Raw genomic sequence first — 23460 nt, forward strand, 5'->3', positions numbered from 1 at the left:
TAGAATCCTTATTTTTAAGATTATTAATTCTATCCAAAATTGAAGAGTGCAAATGCAAAATACTTTCAAACTAACCTCCCCTTATAAGCCAGCAGGTGATCAAATAGAGGCTATATCTTCCATAACTGCTTATATAAAAAATGGTTCTAAATATAATACTTTAGAGGGTGTTACAGGAAGTGGCAAGACTTTTACTATGGCAAATATCATAGCTAGTCTTAATATGCCTACTCTTATCATGTCTCACAACAAAACGCTTTGCGCCCAGCTTTATAGTGAGTTTAGAAGTTTTTTCCCAAAAAATCACGTTGAGTACTTTATCTCCCACTTTGACTACTATCAGCCAGAGGCCTACTTGCCACGACGCGATCTTTTTATAGAAAAAGATTCAAGCATTAATGACGACTTAGAGCGCTTGCGTCTTAGCGCCACTACATCTTTGCTAGGTTATGATGATGTGATAGTTATAGCTAGCGTTTCAGCAAACTATGGTTTAGGTAACCCAGAAGAGTACATAGAAACCATACAAAAGATAAGTTTAAATGAGCGCTATAACCAAAAAGAGTTTCTTTTAAAGTTAGTTGAGATGGGCTATACGCGTAATGAGATAGATTTTAAACGTGGCACTTTTAGGGTAAGTGGAGAGGTTATAGATATCTTCCCAGCCTATAATGAAGTGGAGTTTTTAAAGATAGAGTTTTATGATGATGTTATAGAAGGAATCTATATCTATGAAGCCTTGGAAAATAAAAAAGTTAAAAGCTTAGATTCCACTGTGCTTTACGCGGCTAATCAATTTATAGTAGGGCAAAACCGCCTTAAAACAGCCCTTAACAATATAGAAAAAGAGTTAGAAGAAAGACTAGAGTTTTATAAGTCTCAAGATAGGCAAGTTGAGTTTGAAAGACTTAAAAGTAGAGTAGAGTTTGACTTAGAGATGATTAGTGAAAGTGGGGTTTGTAAGGGGATAGAAAACTATGCAAGACATCTTACAGGTAAGGCTCCTGGTGAAACGCCTTTTTCACTGCTTGATTACTTTGAATCTAAAAAAAAGCCCTATCTTTTAATAGTTGATGAAAGTCATGTAAGCCTCCCTCAGTTTGGCGGCATGTACTCAGGAGATAGAAGCAGAAAAGAAGTCTTAGTTGAATATGGCTTTAGGCTTCCTAGCGCACTAGATAACAGGCCTTTAAAATTTGAAGAGTTTATAAATAAAAAAGCTACTTTTCTTTTTGTCTCAGCAACTCCAGCTAAGTTAGAACTAGAACTTAGCAAAGAACACACAGCCGAACAGATAATCCGCCCAACAGGGCTTTTAGACCCCCTCTATGAAGTAAGAGATAGTACTAATCAAGTTAATGACCTAAAGGCTGAGATTCTAAAAAGAGTAGCTAAAAATCAAAGAGTGCTAGTAACTACACTAACTAAAAAGATGGCAGAAGAGCTAACTAAGTTTTACTCAAAAGAGGGCATAAAAGTACGCTATATGCATAGTGATATAGATGCTATAGAAAGAAACCACCTTATACGTGAGCTGCGTCTTGGTGAGTTTGACGTACTAGTTGGTATAAACTTGCTTCGTGAAGGACTAGATCTTCCAGAAGTTAGTCTAGTAGCCATACTTGATGCAGATAAAGAAGGCTTTTTAAGGAGTGAAACTAGCCTTATACAAACTATGGGGAGGGCTGCAAGAAATGTGGAAGGCTTTGTGCTTTTATATGCTAAAAAGATAACAAACTCCATGCAAAAAGCCTTTGATGTAAGCAACTACCGTCGCAAAAAGCAAATAGCTTACAATGAAGAACATAACATAACTCCAAAAAGCGTTAATAGAAACTTAGAAGATGAGCTGCGTCTTGAAGATACATCTAAAACGCTTGATAGATTAAGAAAAGAAAAGATTCCAAAAGAACAAAAAGCTTTAATTATAAAAGATCTAACCGCTAAGATGCTTGAAGCTGCTAAAAGGCTAGACTTTGAAGTAGCAGCAAGCCTTAGAGATGAGATAGCAAGGCTTAAGAAAAATAAGTAGTCAGTTAAGGTTTAAACACGTCATCTAAGTTAAGAAAAAACTTTACTTTGTAGTTTTGTGGACTTACTTTTAGTTATAAATTTATACTTTTAGTTTGGCTTTTAGTTTAAAACTTTTATAAAAAAACTAGCCTATTTTTAAGTAACTTTAAAAGTTAAGAAATAACTAAGCTAAAAACTTAGTTTAAGTAAAAATTTTATTTATTAAAATTTTATTAGTTAATAATTTTTTTAATTTTTACACATCTATTTGAGTCCCAGTCATAGGGCTTTAAACACTCCCAAAGCGATATAATTACAACCATTAAAACATAGCTTTAAAGATGCATAAAGTGCAAAAACATTAAAGGATAGAAAATGGTTAAGATGACTAAGATAGTTCTTGTTACTAGTTTGATACTAGGCCTAACAACTAGCCTTGTATCTGCTAATGACGCACACACTAATAGCTCAAATAAAACTAGTAATGAACTTAATGGCTTAAAAGTCTTTGCAGGTGTTGGTGTAGGTGCTGGTATAAGTGCAAATCATGTTAATAGTGGAGTGCGATTTTCTAGTACTGGGCCAAATGCTAAGTTAAAACTAGGTGCTGGAATCTTTTCTGCTTATAAAGGTTCAACTGTTGGTCTTCAAGCAAGCATAGGTATCGGGGCTAATACATTAAACTCTTCTCTAACTCCTCAGTACATGGTAAATCTTGACTTTATAAACCTCTTTGATGTAGGAAGTGGTTTTGTAAAACTAGGTTATATAGCAGGAGTTGGTCTTGCAGTAAGAACTACTGATGTAGTTAATAGTGGAAGTGGTAGTTTTAATAACTCTACTAATACTAGTAGGGTAGGGGCAGGAGTAGCTATCTCAGCTGCCCAAGCTCAGAATAATATGAATGCAATAAGATGGGCTATCTATCAAGCTAATGATGATGCAAGCACCGCTAGAAATGCTCAAGTACAAGCTAATAGTAATCTGATTAATGCAACCCTAACTTGGAGTGGGCAACAAAGCCAGCTACCTAGTGCTATAGCCGCAGTTAATAGTGCTAATAATAACGTGGCTAATATACTAGGAGGTATAACTAGCGCTCAAAGTCAGTTTAGCGACCTTAATACTCAGCTTCAACAAGCAAGGGCTAATCAAGCCAGTGCCACAGCTAATCTTAACGCAGCATCTAATGCAGTTAGCAAGCTAGTTAAACCAATAGCGCCTGATACTTCAGCCCTTCAAGCCTCAGTGTCTGCCGCGCAAGCTGCAGTTAATAGTGCTCAAACTAACTATAATAACGCCCTTCGTATAAATAATACTCCTACTTATTTTCCAGCAGCTTCTTCTTGTGATGGTTACTTTAACTTCTGTAATTCAAGAGCTTTAGCACCAGGATACTATGCGGGCAATAATGTAAATGCTGCAAGAAATACACTAAATGATGCACAAGCAAAACTTAAAAATGCGCAAAATGCTTTAAAATCTGCTCAAGATAGCTACCTAAACGCACTTAATGCTTACAATAATAATCCAGCTAGAGTAGCCTACACTAATGCGCAAAATACGATAAATAATATTAATCAGCAAATAATAGATTTAAGCAATAAAGTAAGTGGAACTCAAGCTTCACTAAATGAAGCTAATGAGAAACTTATAAATGCCCAAAAGCAATATACTGACGCTTTGAATAAGAAAAATCAGCTAGCAAGTGGACAAGATGCCCTCGATAATGCTAAGAAGGCAAAAGATGCTGCAGATGTTGCTGTGAAAAAAGCTACAGATAATCTTAATACGTTAATAGCCCAGTACTACGCTGGACAACGAGCCATAGCTGCCGCACAAGCTGCTAGTACTAAGGAAGAAAGGCCACAAAACAACACTAGCACTCCTAATATACTACCTACTGTAAAACTTGGATTAATAGCATTTTTTGGAACTCACCAAAGTATGTCTTTAGAGTATCAGTACTACTTTAGAAATGAAACTCCAGGTATAGCAAGTAGTGATCTTACAGTTAACTACACTTACTACTTTTAGAGAGATAGATATTTTAGATTCTATAATTTTATAGAATCTAAGTTTTGCTATTTAAAAAATCATCAAGAAAAAAAGGCTAGTTTTGATTAAAGCACTTAAAGGCTAGTTTTTAGCCCTACTTTTTTATACCTGTAAAAAACTTACCTTCATAAAGTGGTAGTTTAGAGTTTATGATATCTAGGGCTTCTTTAGCAGAGCTAGCTTTATATATCATATCTTCGCGTCTATCATCTAGCTTACTTCCAGCTAGCTTCCCAGCATAGCCTTCACTTCCTAGACCCACTATAAGCTTTCCTAGCTGCCAGCTTGCACTTAGCTCATTTAAAGTGCCACTACCACCTCCTACTGCTATAACTGCATGGCTTAGGCTTACTAAAGAAAGATTTCTTGCCATATCAAAGCCTATAGGGAGGGCTAGGTCTACATAAGGATTAGCTATGCTTCTATCGTAGTTTGGAAGTATGCCTATTATGGTATTTGGCTTATGGTTTTTAGAATCTCTTGCGCCCTTGCAAGCTAGCTCCATAAGACCTCCAAGCCCACCACAAGCAAGCGTATAGCCATTATCTATGATGGCTTTTCCTGCTTCATAGGCTAGCTCTAGTGTAGTTTCACTTAGTCCTTTTGTGCTTGCATTTCCACATACTGCAATTATTTTCATGGTTTAGATTCCTTTATGTTGCTAAATTATTATGATTTGGTTTTAGGTGAAGGGCAAATGATATAGCCTTCATCTTTTATGAAGCTTATCTTATTTTCATTGACAAGAAGGCTTAAAGTCCTTTTTAGCTCTTTAAAACTTATACCTAGTTCTAGTGCATTATCTTTTTCAAAGATAAAAGGGGTATTTTTAGATTCTAAGATACTAAGAATTTTTTCTTTAGTAGCATTTTTATCAGTTCTTATAACTAAATCTAGTTTGCCATCATTTCTAATGTTTTTAACACCTACTGTATAAATCTCGCCAATATGTAGCTCGCAGAAAACTTCATTACTATAAAGCATGCCAGGATAGTTTCCTATGACACAAGAGTAGCCTAGATCACTTTTTCCAACCACAAGGGCTTTTAGATTCTTACTAAGAAAGCTTTTATCCTTGCAAGGTTTAAAGGCTATAGAGATATCTTTTTTGGCTATAAGCCTATTAGAAAGATCTTTTTGCAAAGTCACTACGACTTTAGAATCTAGTGGATAGTTTTTAGGGTACTTAGTAGGCATAAATAAGTCTTTAGCTAGCCCCATATCTAAAAAGATTCCATTTTCTACTCTATCTTTTACCTTTAGTGCTCCTATCTCACCTAAGAACATAAAAGGTGTTAAAGTAGTAGCTACTAGTCTATCTTCACTATCTGTATAGATAAAAACTTCTACTTTTTTTGTGCCTTCATCTAACTCATTTGCATATATATTTGGGAGCAATACTTCTCCTTCTAAGTCTTCTTTTACTAGATAGAATCCAAACTCAGTTTTTCTATCTATCATTAGGGTAGTTTTCAAACCCACCAGAGAACTTATGTCTTGCATTTAAGGCCTTTACAAATTAAATTGATTTTTTCTAAGTATAATCTAAAATTAAATTTTAAATTAGGGCTCATGAAGATGTTTAATAAATATGTGTTATCTGGCGTGTTGGTATCAGCACTTATGGTTGGTGGTCTAAGTTTTCTAAATGCTGCACCTAGCAAAAATGGTGATGTTAGTGATATGAACAAGCAAGAAGCCTTCAAGCCTAGCTCTAAGGCAGATAGACTAAAAGCCTATGCAAAGTTTACAAACTCAGTAGATATCATAGAAAAAGCCTACGTTGATAAACTAACCATAGATCAGATAATAGATAAAGCACTTGATGGTCTATTAAGCAACCTTGATGCTCACTCTAACTATCTAAGTGCTAAAGATTTTAAGAATCTTAAAAACACAACTCAAGGTGAGTTTAGCGGTATAGGCATAACTGTTGGTGTAAAAGATGGTGCTATAACTATCATCTCGCCAATAGATGGCACACCAGCTTCTAAGGCAGGATTAAAAGCAGGAGATATCATCTTAAAGATAAATGATAAATCCACTATTGATATGAAGCTAGATGAAGCAGTTTCTTTAATGCAAGGCAAAAAGGGCACAAAAGTAGAACTAACTATAGTTAGAAGTGGCGTAGATAAGCCTTTAGTTTTTAAGATAACAAGAGATACTATAAAACTAGAAAGCACAAAAGTTAGCAGGATAGAGGGCACAAACTATGCTTACTTAAGGATTTCAAGTTTTGATAAAAACGTTACTCCAGAGACTAAAAAGCAGCTTAAAAAACTAGGTCATATAGATGGGATAGTAATGGATCTAAGAAACAACCCAGGTGGTTTACTAGAACAAGCAGTTGACCTAACTAGCCTTTTTGTAAAACACGGCATAGTGCTTTCTGAAAGAGGAAGAAATGAAGAAAGAAAGATACCAGTTCAAGGTGATGCCATCTTTGCTAACATCCCTCTAGTAGTCTTAGTAAATGGCGGTAGTGCAAGTGCAAGCGAGATAGTAGCTGGAAGCTTACAAGATAATAAAAGAGCAGTTATCATAGGTGAAAAAACTTTTGGAAAAGGAAGTGTTCAACAAATCGTTCCTATTTCAGATACTGAAGCTTTAAAACTAACAGTGGCTAAGTACTATCTACCAAGTGGTAGAAGCATACAAGCCCTAGGCATAACTCCAGATATCAAGATAGCTCCAGGAGCAGTTCCACAAGATAAAGATAGTGCATTTAGTCTAAAAGAGGCCAACCTAAGAAAGCATCTTAAAAATGAACTCCTAGAAGATGAAGCACCTAAAAAGGCAAAAGCTGAAGAGGCAAAAGAAGAAAAAGAAGATAAGAATCTAATCACTACAAAAGAGGTGATGGAAGACATGCAGTTAAAAACTGCTATAGATACTTTAAAGTCATGGAATCTAATATCCGCATTTAAGCACTAAGGAGGATAAAGATGGAAGTTACAAAACAAAAACTGCTTTATGAGGGTAAAGGCAAAAGGATGTTTGAAACAAGCAATCCTGAGCTAATCATAGCTGAGTTTAAAGATGACCTAACTGCATTTAACGCACTTAAAAAAAGCAAAGAAGCCGGTAAGGGTGCGCTAAACTGCAAGATAAGCACAGAGCTTTTTATGCTTTTAAAAAACAATGGCATAAACTCCCATTTTATAAAAAAGCTAGATGATATAGAGATGCTTTGTCACAAGGTAAAAATCATACCTCTAGAAGTAGTTGTAAGAAACATAACTACTGGAAGCATCTGCAAGCGCCTTGGCATAAAAGAAGGAATCTACTTTAAAGATACTCCTTTAAAAGTACCATTAGTAGAGTTCTACTACAAAGATGATGATTTAGGTGATCCACTTTTATATGAAAAACATGCCATTATGCTTGGTATAGCTACTCAAGATGAGCTAGATGAGATGGCACAAAAGGCTTTGAAAGTTAATGAAATCCTAAGCAGCTTTTTTGATAGGGCAAACCTTACTTTAGTAGACTTTAAGCTAGAGTTTGGCTTAGATAATGAGGGCAATATAATTTTAGCTGATGAGATAAGCCCAGATAGCGCTAGACTTTGGGATAAGTTAAGTGGTGAAAAGATGGATAAAGATAGATTTAGACAAGATCTAGGTGGCTTAAAAGTTGCCTATGAGGAAGTATTAAATAGGCTCTTAAAGCTTTAAAAGCCTATGTTTGAAGTAGGTATAGATCTAATACATATAAGCCGCATAAAAGATGCCTCTTTAAAGTATGGCGAGCACTTTTTGAGAAGATTTTTAAATGAAGATGAGCTAAAGTTAGTAACTTTAGAATCTAATATCAACTATCAAAAAGTAGCAGGCGTTTGGGCGTTAAAAGAAGCTTGTGCTAAGGCTTTAAAAACTGGCATAGGAAGAGAGCTAAGTTTTCATGATATGGTTTACTTTAAGACTAGCTCCGCACCAAATCTTACCCTTAGCCCTAGGGCTTTAGAAAAATTTAAAGTTAAAAAGATAAGTGTTAGCCTAAGTCATGATAAAGACTTACTTATAGCTATCTGTAATATTTTTAAGGACTAAGTGTGCAAGTAGTATTTGGCCCCATTCTTTCAAGGCGCTTTGGCGTAAGCCTTGGCGTAGACCTCTCTCCTAGTAAAAAGCAGTGTAATTTTGACTGTGTTTACTGTGAGCTAACTAAGTCTAAGACTATTAACTCTATGGAAGAAGTAGTGCCAGTTAGTGATATCTTAGATTCTATAAGTGCTGCTTTAAAAGCTGATAGCAAGATAGATGTTTTAACTTTTAGTGCTAATGGCGAACCTACTTTGTATCCTTACTTGCATGAGCTTATACTTAAGACTAAAGAGATCTTAAAGCCCTATCCTCATATCAAAACTTTAATCCTTAGTAATGGCTCAAGATTTTGGGATGTTAAGGTGCAAAAAGCACTTAGTGAGTTTGATATGGTTAAATTTTCTTGTGATAGTTTAAATCCAAGAAGCTTTATAAAAGTAGATAGACCAGATAGTAGTTTAAGTTTAGATTCTATAAAAGAGGGCATAAGAGAATTTTCCTTAGGCTATAAAGGTGCACTTATCGCTGAGGTGCTATTTGTAAAAGATATAAATGATAGCCCTGAGGATGCTAGCCTTATAGCCTCTTTTTTAAGAAGTATCAACATAGCTAGAGTAGACTTAAGCACTATAGATAGGCCTAGTTCTTATAAGGTTTACCCTATAGAGTATGAAAAGCTTAGTGCACTAGCTTTAAAGTTTGAAGGTTTGAATGTCTGCATAGCTAAGAGGGTGCCACTAGATTATAAACACGAAAAGATGAACCTTGATGAAGGCGGTATCTTAGAGCTACTTGCAAGACGGCCTTTAAGCATAGAAGATGCTAAGACTTTGCTTGATGCTGATACTTTTAAGCTTTTAGATTCTATGCACATAGACAAAAAAGTAAGGCTGCAAAGAGTTGGAATCTTAGACTTTTTTAAGCCTTAGTTTATTACTAGGTGTATGCTTTTTTTGCAAGTTTTATCTACCAAAATAAAGCGTATAGTTAAGGCTTACTTCAGCATTACTAAAGTTTGAGCTTTCATTTTTAAAGTAGTGCTTATACTCTAAAGATAAGCTTTGATTGCTTCCTATAAAGGCTATGATTCCAGCCTTTAAAGTTGGCAAGAGAGAAGGCATAGCCTTAGTTGGGGCTTGGGGGCTTGTATCTGTACTGGCTGCTTGAAGTCGCCTGTTTTTTTCTAGGTTATAAAGTAATGCATACAAGTTAGCATCACTAAGTCCGGCAAAGTTAGAGTTACTAGTAGGGTTACTGGTAGAATTTGGAGGGGTGGTATCTCCTGTGCTAGGGTTTGTACTAGTGTTGCTAGGTATATTAGTTGGTTGGTTATTAGCAGCTTGTCTTTTTCTTTCTTCTTCTTGTTTTCTTTGTTCTTCTTGCCTCCTTTGTTCTTCTTGTGCTTTTCTTGCTTCTTCCTGTCTAGCAACTTCTTGTGCTTGAGTATTTTGAGCAAGTGCAGCTTTGGCGTTAGCTAGGGCTGTGTTTGCATCATCAAGAGCATTTTTAGCCGCATCTCTTTGGCGCTTTGCATCAAGCAGTTTATTATAAGCAGCTCCATAGTCCCAGCCACCCACATAAGGAGGTACTATAAATGTCGCGGTTGGATTACGCTTTTTCCAGTCTTCTATATCTTTATTTCGTCTATCTATATCTGCTTGGGCTAGGTTTACTTTATCTTGCAAGCTATTAAGTGTAGCTTGAGCCTTTGTTTGTTCATTTTGCGCGTTAGTAAGATCTTGTCTTAATCCACTAGCTTGAGAGACTAACTCTGCTAGGCTTGCTGCACCAACTACTGAGTTAGATAAGTCTCCACTACCGCTATTTACAGTGTCATTAGTCCTAATGGCCATGCCAACACCTACTATATATCCAAGCTTTATATAGCCACTGCCTATGTTAAAAGCTTGTATAAAATCTAGCCCTAAGGTATATTCAGGCACAAAGGCAGAGTTACTACTTTTAGCTCCAACCCCTAGCCCTATCCTTGCACCTACAACTCCACTATCACTAGTGCTAAAAAGTGCCACACCTAGGTTTAGCTTAGCATTTGCCCCGGAGTTATTTATACTCACACCTTGAGTAGATTTTGTAGCGCCTACATCAGTTCCTATAGCACCACCTAGCATGAACTTAAGTCCATTTATATCATTAGCATTTTTTACATCTGCACCAAAAGCTAGAGTGCTTAAACTAGCAAGTAAGACTAGCTTTAAGGCCTTGTTTTTTAAAAGTTTATTAATTGGAGCTTTGATCGCCATAAAGACTCCTTATGTAATATAGGGCTGTATGTTTGTGTGCCATACTAGTACATTTTATTTTTAGGAATCTTAAAAGGCTAAAAAGAAGCTAAAAAAGGTTAAGTTTTACTTTAACTAAAATAAAACTCAAAGTATGAAGGGGTAATTTTTAAAAAAAATCTTTACCAAAAAAGTTTATAGGCTAAGATCTAGACTTATATTTTCACTTTTTAGTATTTCATCCATTTTTTTAAAGATACCAGATCCTACAAAGCCTCTAGCTAGTGGGCTAGGATGAGGGGCTTTTAGTATGAAGTGTTTTTTAGAATCTATTAGCCCTTCTTTACTTTTAGCAAAGTTTCCAAGCAAGATAAAGATTAGCCCTTCTTTTTGCAAGGAGAGGTTTTTTATGATGGCATCAGTTAGTGCTTCCCAACCAAAGCTTTTATGGCTTGCTGGCTTGTTTGCTTCTACGCTTAAGATAGAGTTCATTAAAAGAACTCCTTCTTTTGCCCATTTACTTAAGTCTCCATGACTTGGAATCTTAAAGTCTATAGAGCTTGCTAACTCTTTGTAGATGTTTTTTAAGCTTGGTGCAGGCTTAAGCATAAAAGGTGTGCTAAAGCTTAAACCCATAGCTTGAGGAAGTAAAGCCATATCTCCAGCTACACTATAGATATAAGGCCTACTTTTATCATCTATAGAATCTAAGGGCAAATTAAAAGCGTTATGATAAGGATCTTGACCTAAAAGCACTACTTTTAGGTCCCCTAAAGGAGTTAGTTTAAAAGCGTTAAATAACAAGTCGCTTCTTGGATAGACCTTAGTGCTTAAACTAGCTTTCTTGTAAGCACTAAGTGGAGCATCTAGTAGTGCTAAGTCTACAAAGCCTTTCCACTCTAGCATCTCTTTGCCTTAGTTGCTAGTTTTTGGACTAGCTTGATTAGGTTGTGTAGAAAGGAGTGAGCTAGGTTTACTACTAGTAGTATCGCTTGCTGGGGGTTCTAAAGAAAGATATTCAAGATACTCTTTATGAAGCTTAGCGTTTTCTAACCTACTAGTTTCTACTTGAGTAGAAAGGCTTTTTTCTTCTACTCTAAGTCTTTCTAATATACCAAGGGAGTTATCTCCAAAAAGAAAGTAAGCAACATCAAGCACTATGATTATGGCTATGCCAAAGATTATAAGAGCTAGCCTGTTAGAGTAGATAGCATAGCGTAGGTTTGAGCCTTTGCCGCCATCAAAGGCCTCTCTAAGCTCAGCTTTTTCTCTAGCCTTTCTTAGCCTTTCTTCTTCATGTCTTGCTTTTTTGGCTAAAGCCTCTTTTTGTTTTTGGTCTTCTTTTAGTTCTTCTTTTGAGTGCTCATCTTGTGCTATATCTTTTATCTCTGCATAAGCTTTGGCTGCATGAGAGGAGGACTTTAAAGGCTTAGAAGATAAGTCATCTTGCACTATAACCTTAGGGTCTTCTTTTTCATCAGAGTTTGTATCACTAGATGCCTTAGCATCCTCTTTAATCTCTTCTTTAATATTCTGGGAACCAAACTCCTTAGTAAGCTCTTCTATCAATTCATCTTTAAAACTATCTTTTTTTTTAGGCTTTAAGGGAGTAGTATCATCTAGTATAGATAAAGGATTACTAATGGAATCTTTTTTTGCTTCTAGGTTAGCATCATCTTTATTATCGTCTTTATCACCATTTCTATCTTGGTGCGCTTCTTCATTATCTATAGCGTAAGTAGTGGGAGCTTCAAAAAAGACTTCCTCGAGGCTATTTTCATCACTTGATATAAGATCTTCTTTATCCTTTTTTAAGTTTGTACGCTTGCTATCTTGAGAGTCTTGAAGGTTTAAAAAGTCTTTTTTTGCCATGTCCTCTAGCCCATCAGCTTGCAATCTAGTAGATTCTTGTGCTGAAGAAGGCTTTAAAGTAGAAAGGACTTCAAGGCTATCTATCTCTTTTAGATTTATAACCTCGCTTAAATTATCTATGTTTGAAGTTGCAGGCCAAGCCTCACTAGATGTTTTTTCATCATCAAGTTTTTGTACCTCATCTTGCTTGCTTATATCCACTAGTACTATGCTTGAAGGGTCATTTAAAACACCCTTGTTACTTGGCACATCACCTAAAGGCATAGAATCTAAAACATCAGAATAAAGACTATCTTTAGTATCTTTTTTTGTACCTTCATCTATGATGCCAGATTCTACTTTATTAGATTCTATTTTGCTAGATTCGCTACTAGATTTGGAATCTTTTTTATCTAGAGGTTCTTGCGAACTTGGCATATCAGACTTAGGACTACTTTCTTGCAAATGCTACCTTTAAGCTAGCTTAGATCTTGCACTTATTAAAAAGTGTTCTAGCAACATAACAAGTGCCAGGGTCTTTGTGTGCTATGTTTAATAAGCGGTTGTACTTAGCTGTTCTTTCACTACGTGCAGGCGCACCAGTTTTTATCTCACCACTATTTAAAGCAACTGCTAAGTCAGCTATAAAGCTATCTTCGCTTTCTCCACTTCTATGACTTATGATTGTTTTGTAACTGTTTCTTTGAGCTAGTCTTACTGTGTCTATAGTTTGGCTTATAGTTCCTATTTGATTAGGTTTGATTAAGATAGCATTTGCTATACCTTCTTCTATACCTTTTTTTAGAATCTTAGAGTTAGTTACAAATAAATCATCTCCAACTAACTGTATCTTGTTTTTTAGCTTATTAGTTAGATACTCCCAACCAGCCCAGTCATCTTCATCTAGCCCATCTTCTATAGATACGATAGGATAGGCATTAACTAGGTTTTCATAGTAGTTAACTAGCCCTTCAGAATCTAACTTCAACCCTTCACCCTCTAAGTGATAAAGTCCTTCTCTATAAAGCTCACTACTTGCTATATCAAGTGCTATAAATATATCAACACCAGGCTTATATCCAGCCTTTTCTATAGCTTGCATGATAAGTTCTAAAGGCTCTTTGTTATCTTTTAAGTTTGGTGCAAATCCACCCTCATCGCCAACACCAGTGCTTAGACCTTTTTCATTAAGTATCTTTTTTAAGTGGTGATAGATTTCTACACTTGCGCGCATAGCTTCACTAAAGTAGTCAAAGCCTAAAGGCATTATCATATACTCTTGAAAGTCTACGTTGTTATCAGCGTGGCTTCCTCCATTGATGATATTAAGCATAGGGGCAGGGAGGATTCCAGCATTAATCCCCCCTATGTATTTATAAAGGGGAACATGAAGGCTATTACTTGCAGCACGCGCTAGTGCCATAGACACGCCAAGTGTTGCATTAGCCCCTAAACGAGAGAAGTTATCAGTGTTGTCTATTTGCTGCAAAAGTGTATCAAGGCTTGATTGTTCTAGTGCATATATACCAACTATCTCTTTGGCAATAAGTGTATTAACATGAGCACAGGCTTCTAAAACACCTTTTCCAAGATAGCGCTTAGGGTCGTTATCTCTTAACTCTAAAGCTTCTTTTTTGCCTGTACTTGCACCACTTGGGACTATAGCACTACCTACACTGCCATCACTTAAGGTTATATCTACTTGTACTGTCGGATTTGCTCTGCTATCTAGTATCTCATGAGCGTGAACTTCTTTTATAGTTGCCATTTTTTGAAAGTCTCCTTTTTCATGTGCTTTAGTTTATTGTAACTTAAAGTGCGTGTTTTTTGTTGCTTTAAAGTCTTGCTTTACTATCATAGTGTGCGGCTTAGTGGTACATTTATCTCAGAACTAGGATAGTGTTTAAGTATGCTTTCACACATAGGGGATAAAGAGCCTGAAGGGTTGCTTAGTCTAATCTGTAAGGCAGCTAGACCATTAAAACTTATAGTTATGCAGTCATTAACTAAGTCTTCTTTACCATCTCTGCCTATCTTTAAGCTATCACCACTTACTACCCATCTAGTTGGAGAAAGATGTAAATAGTTCATAAGCCAAGCTGCATTAGCAGTATTAGTATCAAAGTTATTTAATAGGGCATATTCTTGTGTGCCACTTATGATAGTTTGTAAGTCAGTTTGGTAGGCTACAGCTTGAGCACTATTACGTGTTAGTGTAATTTTAGGAAGGGCTATGCTTGCGATTATCCCAAGTATGACTATGACAAACAGTACTTCTAAGGCACTAAAGCCTCCTTTAAAAGACTTATGAAAAGCCTTAGTTGAAGTTTGCTCACTATCTATATCACTTAGAGGAGTAGTTATAGAATCTGCTTTTTTCAAAAAAGCTCCCTTAAAGGTTTTTATTAGATTCTTTATATACTTAGCTAGTGCGTTCACAGTCTTTTATTTATTACCAAAAGAAGCGATAAGCGCTTCTATATCATCTTCAGTTGCCACTTCATCACTTCTATCACCTGCTATATAAGTAGCAGATCCTACACGTCTTGAGTCTTCAACTCTGCCTTCAAACAAGGAGTTCATATACTGACTTAAAGCACGCATAACATTTATTACACGCTCTATTTTTTGTCTATGTATATCTTGATACTGCATGATATCCATAGCTTGCATGCTAGCATCCCCACACTCCATAGCACTTTCAGCTAAGTTGGCATTTTTTTTAGCTATCTCTTTAGTTTCTTCTAGGGCTCTTTTAAAAGTTTCTATGTTTGGGAATCTAAGCGAAAGCATATCAAAAAGCTCTTCTTGGGCATTAAAGTACTTTTTTAGTGCCTTAGACTGCTTTTCTATATTACTTGCAGCTGTGCTTATAACTTCTAGTTGATCAAAAATCTCAGTCATCTTTACTTCAGAGTCTTTTGTAACATCATCTAGTTGGTGTACAACTTTATGCTCTTCAGTAGGTGGTGGTGGTGGCCATTTCCTCCCTGCATCAGCCCTATAACGTGCAGGGTCTATGTACTCAGCTTTTATATCATCATCTTGGCTAAGTGGCTCTGCTTGTGTTTGCTCTTCTATAGGTGTTTGCTTGGATGCAGTTTGTGATGTTTGAGAATCTAGACTTTCTAATTCATCCACACCTTGAGACATTAAGGAATCTAGCTCTTCTTGTGTCATCAAAACTCCTCTGTTGGGAAAATTTGTGCTTTTGGCAATTATAGCAAAGTTAAAAAATGTATTTTTAAGTATGACATTAAAGTTACCTTAAAGTTTTTACTAAATTTTCATTAAATCCATTATTCACCTAGCCTTAAGCTAGCTATTATTATTTTTAATATATCTTAATACTCATAATAGGGTGTAAAATCATTATTATAATTATTTAAAAATAGGAATAAGCGTATGAAACCGATACCAAGGAACACAAAGACTATAAAAAATGTCGTCTTATTTTTAGGCATTAGCATGGCCTTAAGTCAAAGTTTATTAGCAGATAGTACAGACAAAACCACTCCTAACACTAAGGCAAAAACACAAAAATTAAAAGCTATAGATACAGTTGGCGTAAGAGTTCATACCGGCACTTTTGAAAATACTCTAAATATAGGAGATAAGTTTTTAAGCGATACTCAAGCAAGCACCATAAGAGATATCACCCAAGCAGATTCTAGTCTTGAAGTAGGTGGAGGGTCTCAGATAGCTTCTAAACTTTATATAAGGGGTTTAGAAGAGCAGATGTTTAATGTAAGCGTGGATGGAATAACGCAAGGTGGTAACTCCTTTCACCACCAAGGAAGCATCAATCTAAACCCAGCTATCATAAAAAGCATAACTGTTCAAAAAGGTTATGCAAGTCCAGAGAGTGGGCCAGGTGCCTTAGTAGGATCTGTAAAAGTAGAAACTAAAAACGCCTTTGATATGTTAAGAGGCAGTAAGAAAAAATATGGCGCTATCTTAGATCTAGGAGCCTTTAGTAACTTTGGGCTTGATGGTAGTGCTGCTGTTTATGGAATCTTAGGCAAGGATGGAATCTTAGGTAAGACTGGTATCATGCTTTATTATTCTAAGCAGTATATGCCTTATTATAGAGCAGGAGAGACTATATATGGTCCTCGTGGTTTTATCAATCCAAAAGATAGAAACCAAAAAGTTCAGTCTAGTAAAAATAACTCTGATAACTTAGTAGCTAAGATAACAACTCAGTTAGATGAAAAAAACTCTTTTGAGTTTACATATAACTTTATGACTAACAACACCATAACTCCTTTTGCTGCAAACGTTATCATCCCTACAGAAAGCCCTCTTTTCAACAATGATCTTTTTAACAATCAAGGAAGCTTTAAGTATGAGTATGACACTGATAAGTTTAAAGCTAACTGGAATACTTACTATTCCCAAAAAAAGCTTTTTTTATATCCACTAGATGGGCAGCTAGATGAACATAGCACTGCTACTACTGAAGCTGAAAAAGAAGAAGCTAAAGAGCATGATGATGAAGTAAGACCGCTTAATATAGCAGTGCAAACTGCAGGAAGTGACCTAGTTTTTACTAACACTTTTGGAAAAGATCAATCAACCATAAAGTATGGTCTTAACTATCAGCTTATCTATCAAAGTTTACGAAACAGCTTTGTAAGCACTCCTCATGATCATACTCCAGAAGCTACTTCTCACTTTATAAATAGAGGCCGCGAGTTTGCAAACGTTATAGGAGGCTTTGTAAGTTTAAACTACTATATTTTAGATTCTCTAGCTTTAGAAGCAGGAAGTAGATATGACTTTTATAACTATGTCGATAAGTTTAATCAAGTGCATAACACTAATAATGTAAGTCCAAGTGTGGCCTTAGTTTATACTCCATTAGATGGGCTAGATATCAAGCTAAGTTATGCTTACTCTATGAGGGGGGCTAAACCAACTGATGCGTCTTTGCTTTATAGCGTTGATGCCAACATAGATCCTAAGCTTAAAAGTGAGCAAGCACAAAATACTGAGCTAGATATAAACTATGGAGGTGAGCACTTTAATCTTAGAGGATCAGCCTACTATCAAAATATACATAACTTTATAAACACCTACTTTAATACCAACCCTAGTGATGAGCATGCTTTCTTGAAGACTAATATGCCAGGTTTTATAGAGATTCTAGGCTATGAAGTAGCAGGTAAGGTTATGTATGGTGGGTTTAGTGCAAGTCTTGGAGTTAGCCAGCAGTTCCCATTTTATAAAGGCCACTATGGAATCACAGATAGCTTTGAGCTAGGGGCTTTTACTGGGGCTGTCCTAACTGCTAACTTAAACTATGACATAAAAGACTGGGGTTTAAGCTTTGGTTGGCTAAGTCGTATAGTTTTAACTACTGGTGATTTTAATGCTTATAATCTTTACTTTAACGTACTTGAGTCTTATCAAAAAGTGGGCTATGACGTGCATAATCTTTATATAAACTATACACCACCTAAGCATGATAATCTAACCTTAAGGCTAGCTTTTACTAATATAGTTAATAGGCTTTATATAAACCCAGCCTCACCTAGAAAAGAAGTCTTTGCTAATCCATCAGATGGAGATGTAGCAAGTTTTCCTATATATGAACCAGGCTTTAATGTGAAATTTAGCCTAAGTTATAAGATCTAAATATCTTTTAGCGCCTTTTACATATAAAGTGGATTCTACATATAGAATCTACTTTATATAAAGTCTTTTCATTTTTTGAGAACGCATTTGAAAGCGTATTTAACGGGTAGTTTTTATAGCAGTTTTTATAAGTGATGAAATTTCTAATAATTATAATTTTTTAAGCCAAGGGCATTCTTACCTTTGTTTTGTGCTGATAAAAAAACATACAAATAATAATCCATGTGCAAAAGAAACTGTTTGAATAAATATCTGTTTAATAGTGTGAATAGATTGGAATTGCTTATAAAAATGATTTTTATTAAGAGGTAATTACTTCAAGCTTAAGTTTTTTATCTTTATGTTAGTAGGCAGCAAAGATTAAGTAAAGTTAGATTCTATAAAATTTGCAGAAGGGGTTTTAGACCCTATAATCATAGAATCTAAAACAACAGATGCAAAGCATCTTTATATTAAAGCCTTAAAGCTAGTAGTTTAGTTGTTAAGTGGGGCTTCAAACATGATTTTTACTTGAGGCCAAGTTAAGCCTTTATGACCTGCTGCTGCTTTTGTAAGAGAAAGTACTGATTTTTCAAGTCCAAAGGCATTTAGATCTAGTACACCTTTACCTTCTATCTTTCCATCATCTAGTTCATATTTTAATGGCACTATGGCACTTTTACCATTCATCTTAACTTTTGCAGTTATGGTTCCTTGCTTATCACCAACTGTCACTTTTTCAAAGACAACTTCTATCTTGCCTTTTTTTTGGAAAGTCTCAAAGAAGGCATGCTTCATATTGTTAGTTATAGGCTCAGCTGGCATTAAAACGCTCATAGGATTAAAAGTCGCTTTTGCACCAGTAAGTTGACCTTTTATGCTGCTGCTATCTTTTCCAAAAGTATAGTGGGCATCTTTAAAAGTGCCTGATGTGCCTACTTTTTCAACAGTTTTAAAACCTTCAAAACTGCTTTGAAACTTGCTTGTATCTATAGTTGTTGCCATGGCCATAGCACCAAATGCACTTATAGCAGCTAGTGCTAATACGATCTTTTTCATGATAATGCTCCTTATTTTTTATATCCGTATAGACTACCTAATATTTCTCATTTTGACTGCTAAAGAGAAACAAAAATACATCATTTTTAACTTTTCTTTACAAAAAATATGAAAGTAAGATAATATTTACTCTTATAACTATAACTATAAAGGTGAAAGCATGGATGGCATGGTGGCTAAAAAAAATCGAAGATACAAAAATATTAAGTCTAAATTCTTTAGGGCTATGCATATGTATCTAAGTGTATTTTTCTTGCCTTGGGTTTTAGCTTATATCGCAACTGGTATTATGTACATATCAGGGTTTAATCAAGATGCAGGAGCCACTAAGCAAAACTTTATTTTAGAACGCTATGTAGATAAAAAAGAAGACTTACTTCAAGCCTTAAAAGATCACGCTAGTGCTAATAGCTTGCGAGTACCAGATTCTAAACCTAGTGGCATTAAAGGCGAAAAACTTGGGCTTAGCTTAGCAACTCCAGGCTATGCTTTAAACATAGTCTCAAAAGATAATAAAACTACAGTAAGCACCATAGATAGAACTTTTCTTGGAGTTATGCTTATGATGCATAAAAGCAAGGCAGGTATGTTGGTTAATATATTTGCCATTGCCTTTGCTGTTAGCATGGTGCTTTTATATCTATCTGGGTTTATTTATACTGCATGGTGTAAACACTATAGAAAGTCTTCTATCATCACATTAATTGTTGGTTTTGTTGTGTTCTTTGGTCTTTTTTGGCTTTCTCTTTAAACTCTTTAGTACTTTATTAAGTACTTTAAAGTCAGTTTTTGGAATCTTCAAGTAAGCTTACATAAAGCAAAACTTTTTAAGGATGTGCATGCAAAACAATCAAGCAGATATTTTAATACTAGACTTTGGTAGTCAGTACACTCAACTAATCGCAAGGCGTTTACGTGAGCATGGATTTTACGCCGAGATTGTTCCCTATTTTGAAAAGATAGATTCTATAAGGGCTAAAAGCCCTAAGGGTTTGATACTTAGTGGAGGTCCAGCAAGTATCTATGAAGAAGATGCTTATAAGCCAAACTTAGAGATCTTTGATCTAAACATACCTATATTAGGCATCTGTTATGGTATGCAGTTTTTGGTTGACTACTTTGGAGGCAAGGTAGCAAGAGCAGAAAAGCAAGAGTACGGTAAGGCTAAGTTAAAAATAGACACTAAGCAAGCTATATTTAAAGGTATTAATCAAGATAGTATTGTTTGGATGAGTCATGCAGATAAAGTAGAAAGCTTACCTGAAGGGTTTAGCTCTATAGCATCAAGTGATAATACTGCAAATTGTGCATTTTTATGTGACAAGCAAAAAGTTTATGGTTTTCAGTTTCACCCTGAAGTAGTTCACTCTGAAGAGGGCTTTAAGTTTTTATCTAACTTTGCAGAGCTTTGTGGTGTTAAGCCAGAGTTTAATATGGATACATTTTTAAGCTATGAGATAGAAAACTTACAAAAGAGGATAAAAACTGGCAAGGTGCTTTGTGCAGTCAGTGGTGGAGTAGATTCTAGTGTGGTAGCTACCCTTTTATATAAGGCTTTAGGAGAGCGCGTTATACCTGTTTTTGTAGATACGGGGCTTTTAAGAGAGGGTGAGAGGGATGCAGTTTGTATGATGTTTAAGCAGTATCTAAATGTACCACTTATCACAATAGATGCTAAGGATATATTTTTAGAGCGCTTAAAAGACGTAGTTGAGCCAGAGCAAAAAAGAAAGATCATAGGAGAGACTTTTATAGAGCTTTTTGAAAAAGAAGCAGCAAATCACAGTGATATAAAGTATCTTGCCCAAGGTACTTTATACCCAGATGTTATAGAATCTACTAGTGCAAAAGGACCTTCAAAAGTTATAAAGTCTCACCATAACGTTGGGGGCTTGCCTGAAAAGATGAATCTAGAGTTAGTTGAGCCTTTAAGAGAGCTTTTTAAAGATGAGGTTAGAAACTTAGGGCTAAAACTAGGCATGGCAAAGCCTATGCTTTTAAGGCACCCTTTCCCAGGTCCTGGCCTTGCTATTAGGATTATAGGCAGTGTGGATGAAGAAAGTTTACACATCCTTAGAAAGGCAGATAATATCCTCTTAGATGAATTGCATAACTTTGGATTCTATAATAAAGTATGGCAGGCCTTTGTCGTGCTTTTAAACGTGAAGTCAGTTGGCGTTATGGGTGATAATAGGACTTATGAGAACACAGCTTGTGTAAGAGTAGTTGAGGCAAGTGATGGCATGAGTGCAGTTTTTGCACATCTTCCTTATGAGCTTTTAGAAAAAGTATCAAGTCGTATTATAAATGAAGTAGATGGGATTAATAGAGTGGTTTATGATATATCTAGTAAGCCACCAGCCACTATAGAGTGGGAGTAAAAGTATCAGAGGTATTTGATAGGTCTATATAAGGAGACACATATGAACTCAAAACATGATGATAAGCAAAATGAAAGATTTTTTAATAGAGAGTTAAGTTGGCTTAGATTTAACGCACGTGTTTTAAACGAGGCAAAGTCTAATATACCAGTACTAGAAAGATTGAAATTTATAGCTATATATTTTACTAACTTAGATGAGTTTTATATGATAAGAGTGGCAGGTCTTATGAGCCTTTATACTAATGGCATCATAGAAAGTGGTGCTGATAAGCTAACTCCACTAGAACAGCTTACTTATATAAGAGAGTACTTGCATAAAGAAAAGTCTTATGTAGAAACTTTGTATGAAGACATTAAAGATGAACTAGCAAAAAACAACCTTATACTAAAACGCTTTGAGCAGCTAGGTAAAGATGATAAGTTAAAGATGAGGGAGTATTTTAAAAACTATCTTTATCCTATCATCGTACCTATAGTAGTTGATGCAACCCATCCTTTCCCTCACTTAAACAACCTTAGCTTTGCTATAGCTATAAAGCTAAAAGATATAGAAAGTGGTAATGTCAAATATGGCATAGTTAGGATTCCAAGAGTTTTGAAGAGATTTATTAGCGTTTGTCCTTATAACTACACGTTAGTAGAAGAAGTAGTTGGAGAGTTTGCAGAAGAGCTTTTTACAGGTTATGAAAGCTTAGCTTATGTGCCTTTTAGGGTTACAAGAAATGCAGACATGGAGATAGAAGAAGAAGAAGCAGATGACTTTATAGCTTTGATGAGTGAAGGTATAAGGGCGCGTAAAAAAGGCGAGATAGTAAGACTAGAGATAGGTAAGCCTAATGTAGAAGGTGAGAAAAAAAATCTTATACAGTTTATAAAACGTCAAATCAAAGTAAAAGCTGGTATGAGTGATCTTGATATATATGAGTACACTATGCCACTAGGAGGGGGTGCATTTTGGGAGTTAATCGCTTTAAAAGAGTATGCTAACTTGCTAAGCCCAACTTATGTCCCAAAGATTTTGCCCCCCCTAGAAGATAGCTCTACGTCTATATTTTCTCATATAGATAATGGCGATATTATGCTTTTTCACCCTTATGAAAGCTTTGAGCCAGTAGTTAACTTTATACAACAAGCTTCAAAAGATGATAAGGTTTTATCCATACGTATGACGCTTTATAGGACGGGGAAAAATAGCTCCATAATTAGAGCTCTAACAGAAGCAGCTGAAAACAAGCAAGTTACAGTTTTAGTTGAGTTAAAAGCTAGGTTTGATGAAGAAAACAACCTCCACTGGGCTAAAGCTTTAGAATCTGCTGGCGCTCATGTAATCTATGGAATCCCAAATCTAAAAGTACACGCCAAGATAGCCTTAGTAGTTAGGAAAGATGAAGGTAAGCTAAAAGAGTATGTTCACTTAAGCACAGGAAACTATAACTCAGCCACTGCTAAGATTTATACTGATGTAAGTCTTTTTACTGCTAATACTAATTTTGGAAAAGATGCTATAAAACTCTTTCACTCTCTTTCAACTGGGACTACTCCGAAGACTTATTTAAATACGCTTTATACTGCGCCAACTCAGATAAAGCCTAAGCTTTTAAGTCTTATAGCTGGTGAGATAGCCCATAAAGAACAAGGTCATATCATCTTAAAAGCTAATGCTTGCGTAGATGTAGATGTGATAAATGCGCTTTATGAAGCTTCAAATGCTGGAGTAAAGATAGATATGATAATAAGAGGGATTTGCTGCTTGCGACCTGGCGTAAAAGGCATGAGTGAAAATATAAGAGTGTTTTCTTTGATAGGAAAGTATCTAGAGCACGCAAGGATATACTACTTTAAGCATGATGTTAATCAAGTTTACTTTTCAAGTGCTGATATCATGCCTAGAAACTTGGAGAGAAGAGTAGAGCTACTAACTCCAGTACTAGTGGAATCTCTAAGAACTAAGCTTACTACTTTGCTAGATCTTCAGTTAAAAGATAATGTACAGCTTTATAGTTTAGATTCTAATGGTGAGTACATAAAGGTGCATAATAATGATAAGCCTATGTCTTCTCAAATCTTTTATGAAGACCATATAACTAAACTTTATGATGGCACAAGCCGTCATCATCAAAAGATAAAAAAACTACTTTCTAGGTACACTCGTGAAAGCTAGAAATAGTTACAAATAAAATCAAAATAG

Annotated in this window: 19 protein-coding genes; 10 read left to right on the top strand and 9 right to left on the bottom strand. The window is 35.6% G+C overall.

The annotated features are described in order from the left end of the window. Window positions 1-52: 52 nt before the first annotated feature. The gene (uvrB, locus tag BKH43_RS01055; protein WP_095227608.1) at window positions 53-2032 is read left to right on the top strand and encodes an excinuclease ABC subunit UvrB; all 1980 of its coding nucleotides are present in this window, start codon (window positions 53-55) and stop codon (window positions 2030-2032) included. Between the two features lie 356 nt (window positions 2033-2388). Next, the gene (locus BKH43_RS01060) at window positions 2389-4050 is read left to right on the top strand and encodes a hypothetical protein (protein WP_095227610.1); all 1662 of its coding nucleotides are present in this window, start codon (window positions 2389-2391) and stop codon (window positions 4048-4050) included. 115 nt (window positions 4051-4165) lie between these two features. Here the strand turns inward: BKH43_RS01060 and BKH43_RS01065 are convergent, their stop codons facing one another. Beyond that, window positions 4166-4711, bottom strand: a complete 546-nt coding sequence (locus tag BKH43_RS01065; protein ID WP_095227612.1) for an LOG family protein — start codon at window positions 4709-4711, stop codon at window positions 4166-4168. Window positions 4712-4740: 29 nt separating this feature from the next. Then, window positions 4741-5574 (bottom strand): S1-like domain-containing RNA-binding protein, encoded by an 834-nt coding sequence (locus tag BKH43_RS01070; RefSeq protein ID WP_095227615.1) that lies wholly within the window; start codon window positions 5572-5574, stop codon window positions 4741-4743. Window positions 5575-5649: 75 nt separating this feature from the next. Between BKH43_RS01070 and BKH43_RS01075 the strand changes: the two genes are divergently transcribed. The 4 genes from BKH43_RS01075 to BKH43_RS01090 are packed head-to-tail and all read left to right on the top strand — an operon-like array spanning window position 5650 to window position 9049. After that, the gene (locus tag BKH43_RS01075; RefSeq protein ID WP_343217643.1) at window positions 5650-7008 is read left to right on the top strand and encodes a S41 family peptidase; all 1359 of its coding nucleotides are present in this window, start codon (window positions 5650-5652) and stop codon (window positions 7006-7008) included. A gap of 11 nt (window positions 7009-7019) precedes the next feature. After that, window positions 7020-7751, top strand: coding sequence for a phosphoribosylaminoimidazolesuccinocarboxamide synthase (gene purC / locus BKH43_RS01080; RefSeq protein WP_095227619.1), 732 nt, complete (start codon window positions 7020-7022; stop codon window positions 7749-7751). Between the two features lie 6 nt (window positions 7752-7757). Then, window positions 7758-8126, top strand: coding sequence for a holo-ACP synthase (gene acpS, locus BKH43_RS01085; RefSeq protein WP_095227621.1), 369 nt, complete (start codon window positions 7758-7760; stop codon window positions 8124-8126). 2 nt (window positions 8127-8128) lie between these two features. Further along, on the top strand, window positions 8129-9049 hold the full coding sequence (locus BKH43_RS01090) for a radical SAM protein (protein ID WP_095227623.1): 921 nt from the start codon (window positions 8129-8131) through the stop codon (window positions 9047-9049). A gap of 33 nt (window positions 9050-9082) precedes the next feature. On the opposite strand, the gene BKH43_RS01095 is transcribed toward BKH43_RS01090, so the two are convergent. The 6 genes from BKH43_RS01095 to BKH43_RS01120 form a co-directional block, all read right to left on the bottom strand. Beyond that, on the bottom strand, window positions 9083-10381 hold the full coding sequence (locus BKH43_RS01095) for a hypothetical protein (RefSeq protein ID WP_095227625.1): 1299 nt from the start codon (window positions 10379-10381) through the stop codon (window positions 9083-9085). Between the two features lie 174 nt (window positions 10382-10555). Then, window positions 10556-11266, bottom strand: a complete 711-nt coding sequence (gene ung / locus BKH43_RS01100; protein WP_095227627.1) for a uracil-DNA glycosylase — start codon at window positions 11264-11266, stop codon at window positions 10556-10558. A 9-nt stretch (window positions 11267-11275) separates the two neighbouring features. Beyond that, window positions 11276-12676, bottom strand: coding sequence for a hypothetical protein (locus tag BKH43_RS01105; protein ID WP_095227629.1), 1401 nt, complete (start codon window positions 12674-12676; stop codon window positions 11276-11278). A gap of 19 nt (window positions 12677-12695) precedes the next feature. Further along, window positions 12696-13979 carry a phosphopyruvate hydratase gene (gene eno / locus BKH43_RS01110; protein WP_095227631.1) on the bottom strand — a complete coding sequence of 428 codons (1284 nt, stop codon included), beginning with the start codon at window positions 13977-13979 and terminating at the stop codon, window positions 12696-12698. An 86-nt stretch (window positions 13980-14065) separates the two neighbouring features. Beyond that, window positions 14066-14593, bottom strand: a complete 528-nt coding sequence (locus BKH43_RS01115; RefSeq protein WP_172402277.1) for a prepilin-type N-terminal cleavage/methylation domain-containing protein — start codon at window positions 14591-14593, stop codon at window positions 14066-14068. 63 nt (window positions 14594-14656) lie between these two features. Continuing rightward, the gene (locus BKH43_RS01120; protein ID WP_095227635.1) at window positions 14657-15391 is read right to left on the bottom strand and encodes a chemotaxis protein; all 735 of its coding nucleotides are present in this window, start codon (window positions 15389-15391) and stop codon (window positions 14657-14659) included. A 225-nt stretch (window positions 15392-15616) separates the two neighbouring features. Between BKH43_RS01120 and BKH43_RS01125 the strand changes: the two genes are divergently transcribed. After that, window positions 15617-17851 carry a TonB-dependent receptor gene (locus BKH43_RS01125; RefSeq protein ID WP_095227637.1) on the top strand — a complete coding sequence of 745 codons (2235 nt, stop codon included), beginning with the start codon at window positions 15617-15619 and terminating at the stop codon, window positions 17849-17851. Between the two features lie 474 nt (window positions 17852-18325). Here BKH43_RS01125 and BKH43_RS01130 read toward each other — a convergent pair whose 3' ends face one another. Then, window positions 18326-18889: a YceI family protein gene (locus BKH43_RS01130; protein ID WP_095227639.1), complete on the bottom strand. Its 564-nt coding sequence runs from the start codon at window positions 18887-18889 to the stop codon at window positions 18326-18328. A 160-nt stretch (window positions 18890-19049) separates the two neighbouring features. On the opposite strand from BKH43_RS01130, the gene BKH43_RS01135 reads away from it, so the two are divergent. The 3 genes from BKH43_RS01135 (at window position 19050) to ppk1 (ending at window position 23433) form a co-directional block, all read left to right on the top strand. Next, window positions 19050-19640: a PepSY domain-containing protein gene (locus BKH43_RS01135; RefSeq protein WP_095227641.1), complete on the top strand. Its 591-nt coding sequence runs from the start codon at window positions 19050-19052 to the stop codon at window positions 19638-19640. 82 nt (window positions 19641-19722) lie between these two features. Then, window positions 19723-21270 (top strand): glutamine-hydrolyzing GMP synthase, encoded by a 1548-nt coding sequence (guaA, locus tag BKH43_RS01140; protein ID WP_095227643.1) that lies wholly within the window; start codon window positions 19723-19725, stop codon window positions 21268-21270. A gap of 42 nt (window positions 21271-21312) precedes the next feature. Beyond that, window positions 21313-23433 carry a polyphosphate kinase 1 gene (ppk1, locus tag BKH43_RS01145; RefSeq protein ID WP_095227645.1) on the top strand — a complete coding sequence of 707 codons (2121 nt, stop codon included), beginning with the start codon at window positions 21313-21315 and terminating at the stop codon, window positions 23431-23433. Window positions 23434-23460 lie beyond the last annotated feature (27 nt).

The organism is Helicobacter sp. 13S00401-1, from assembly GCF_002272925.1.
GTDB lineage: Bacteria > Campylobacterota > Campylobacteria > Campylobacterales > Helicobacteraceae > Helicobacter_I.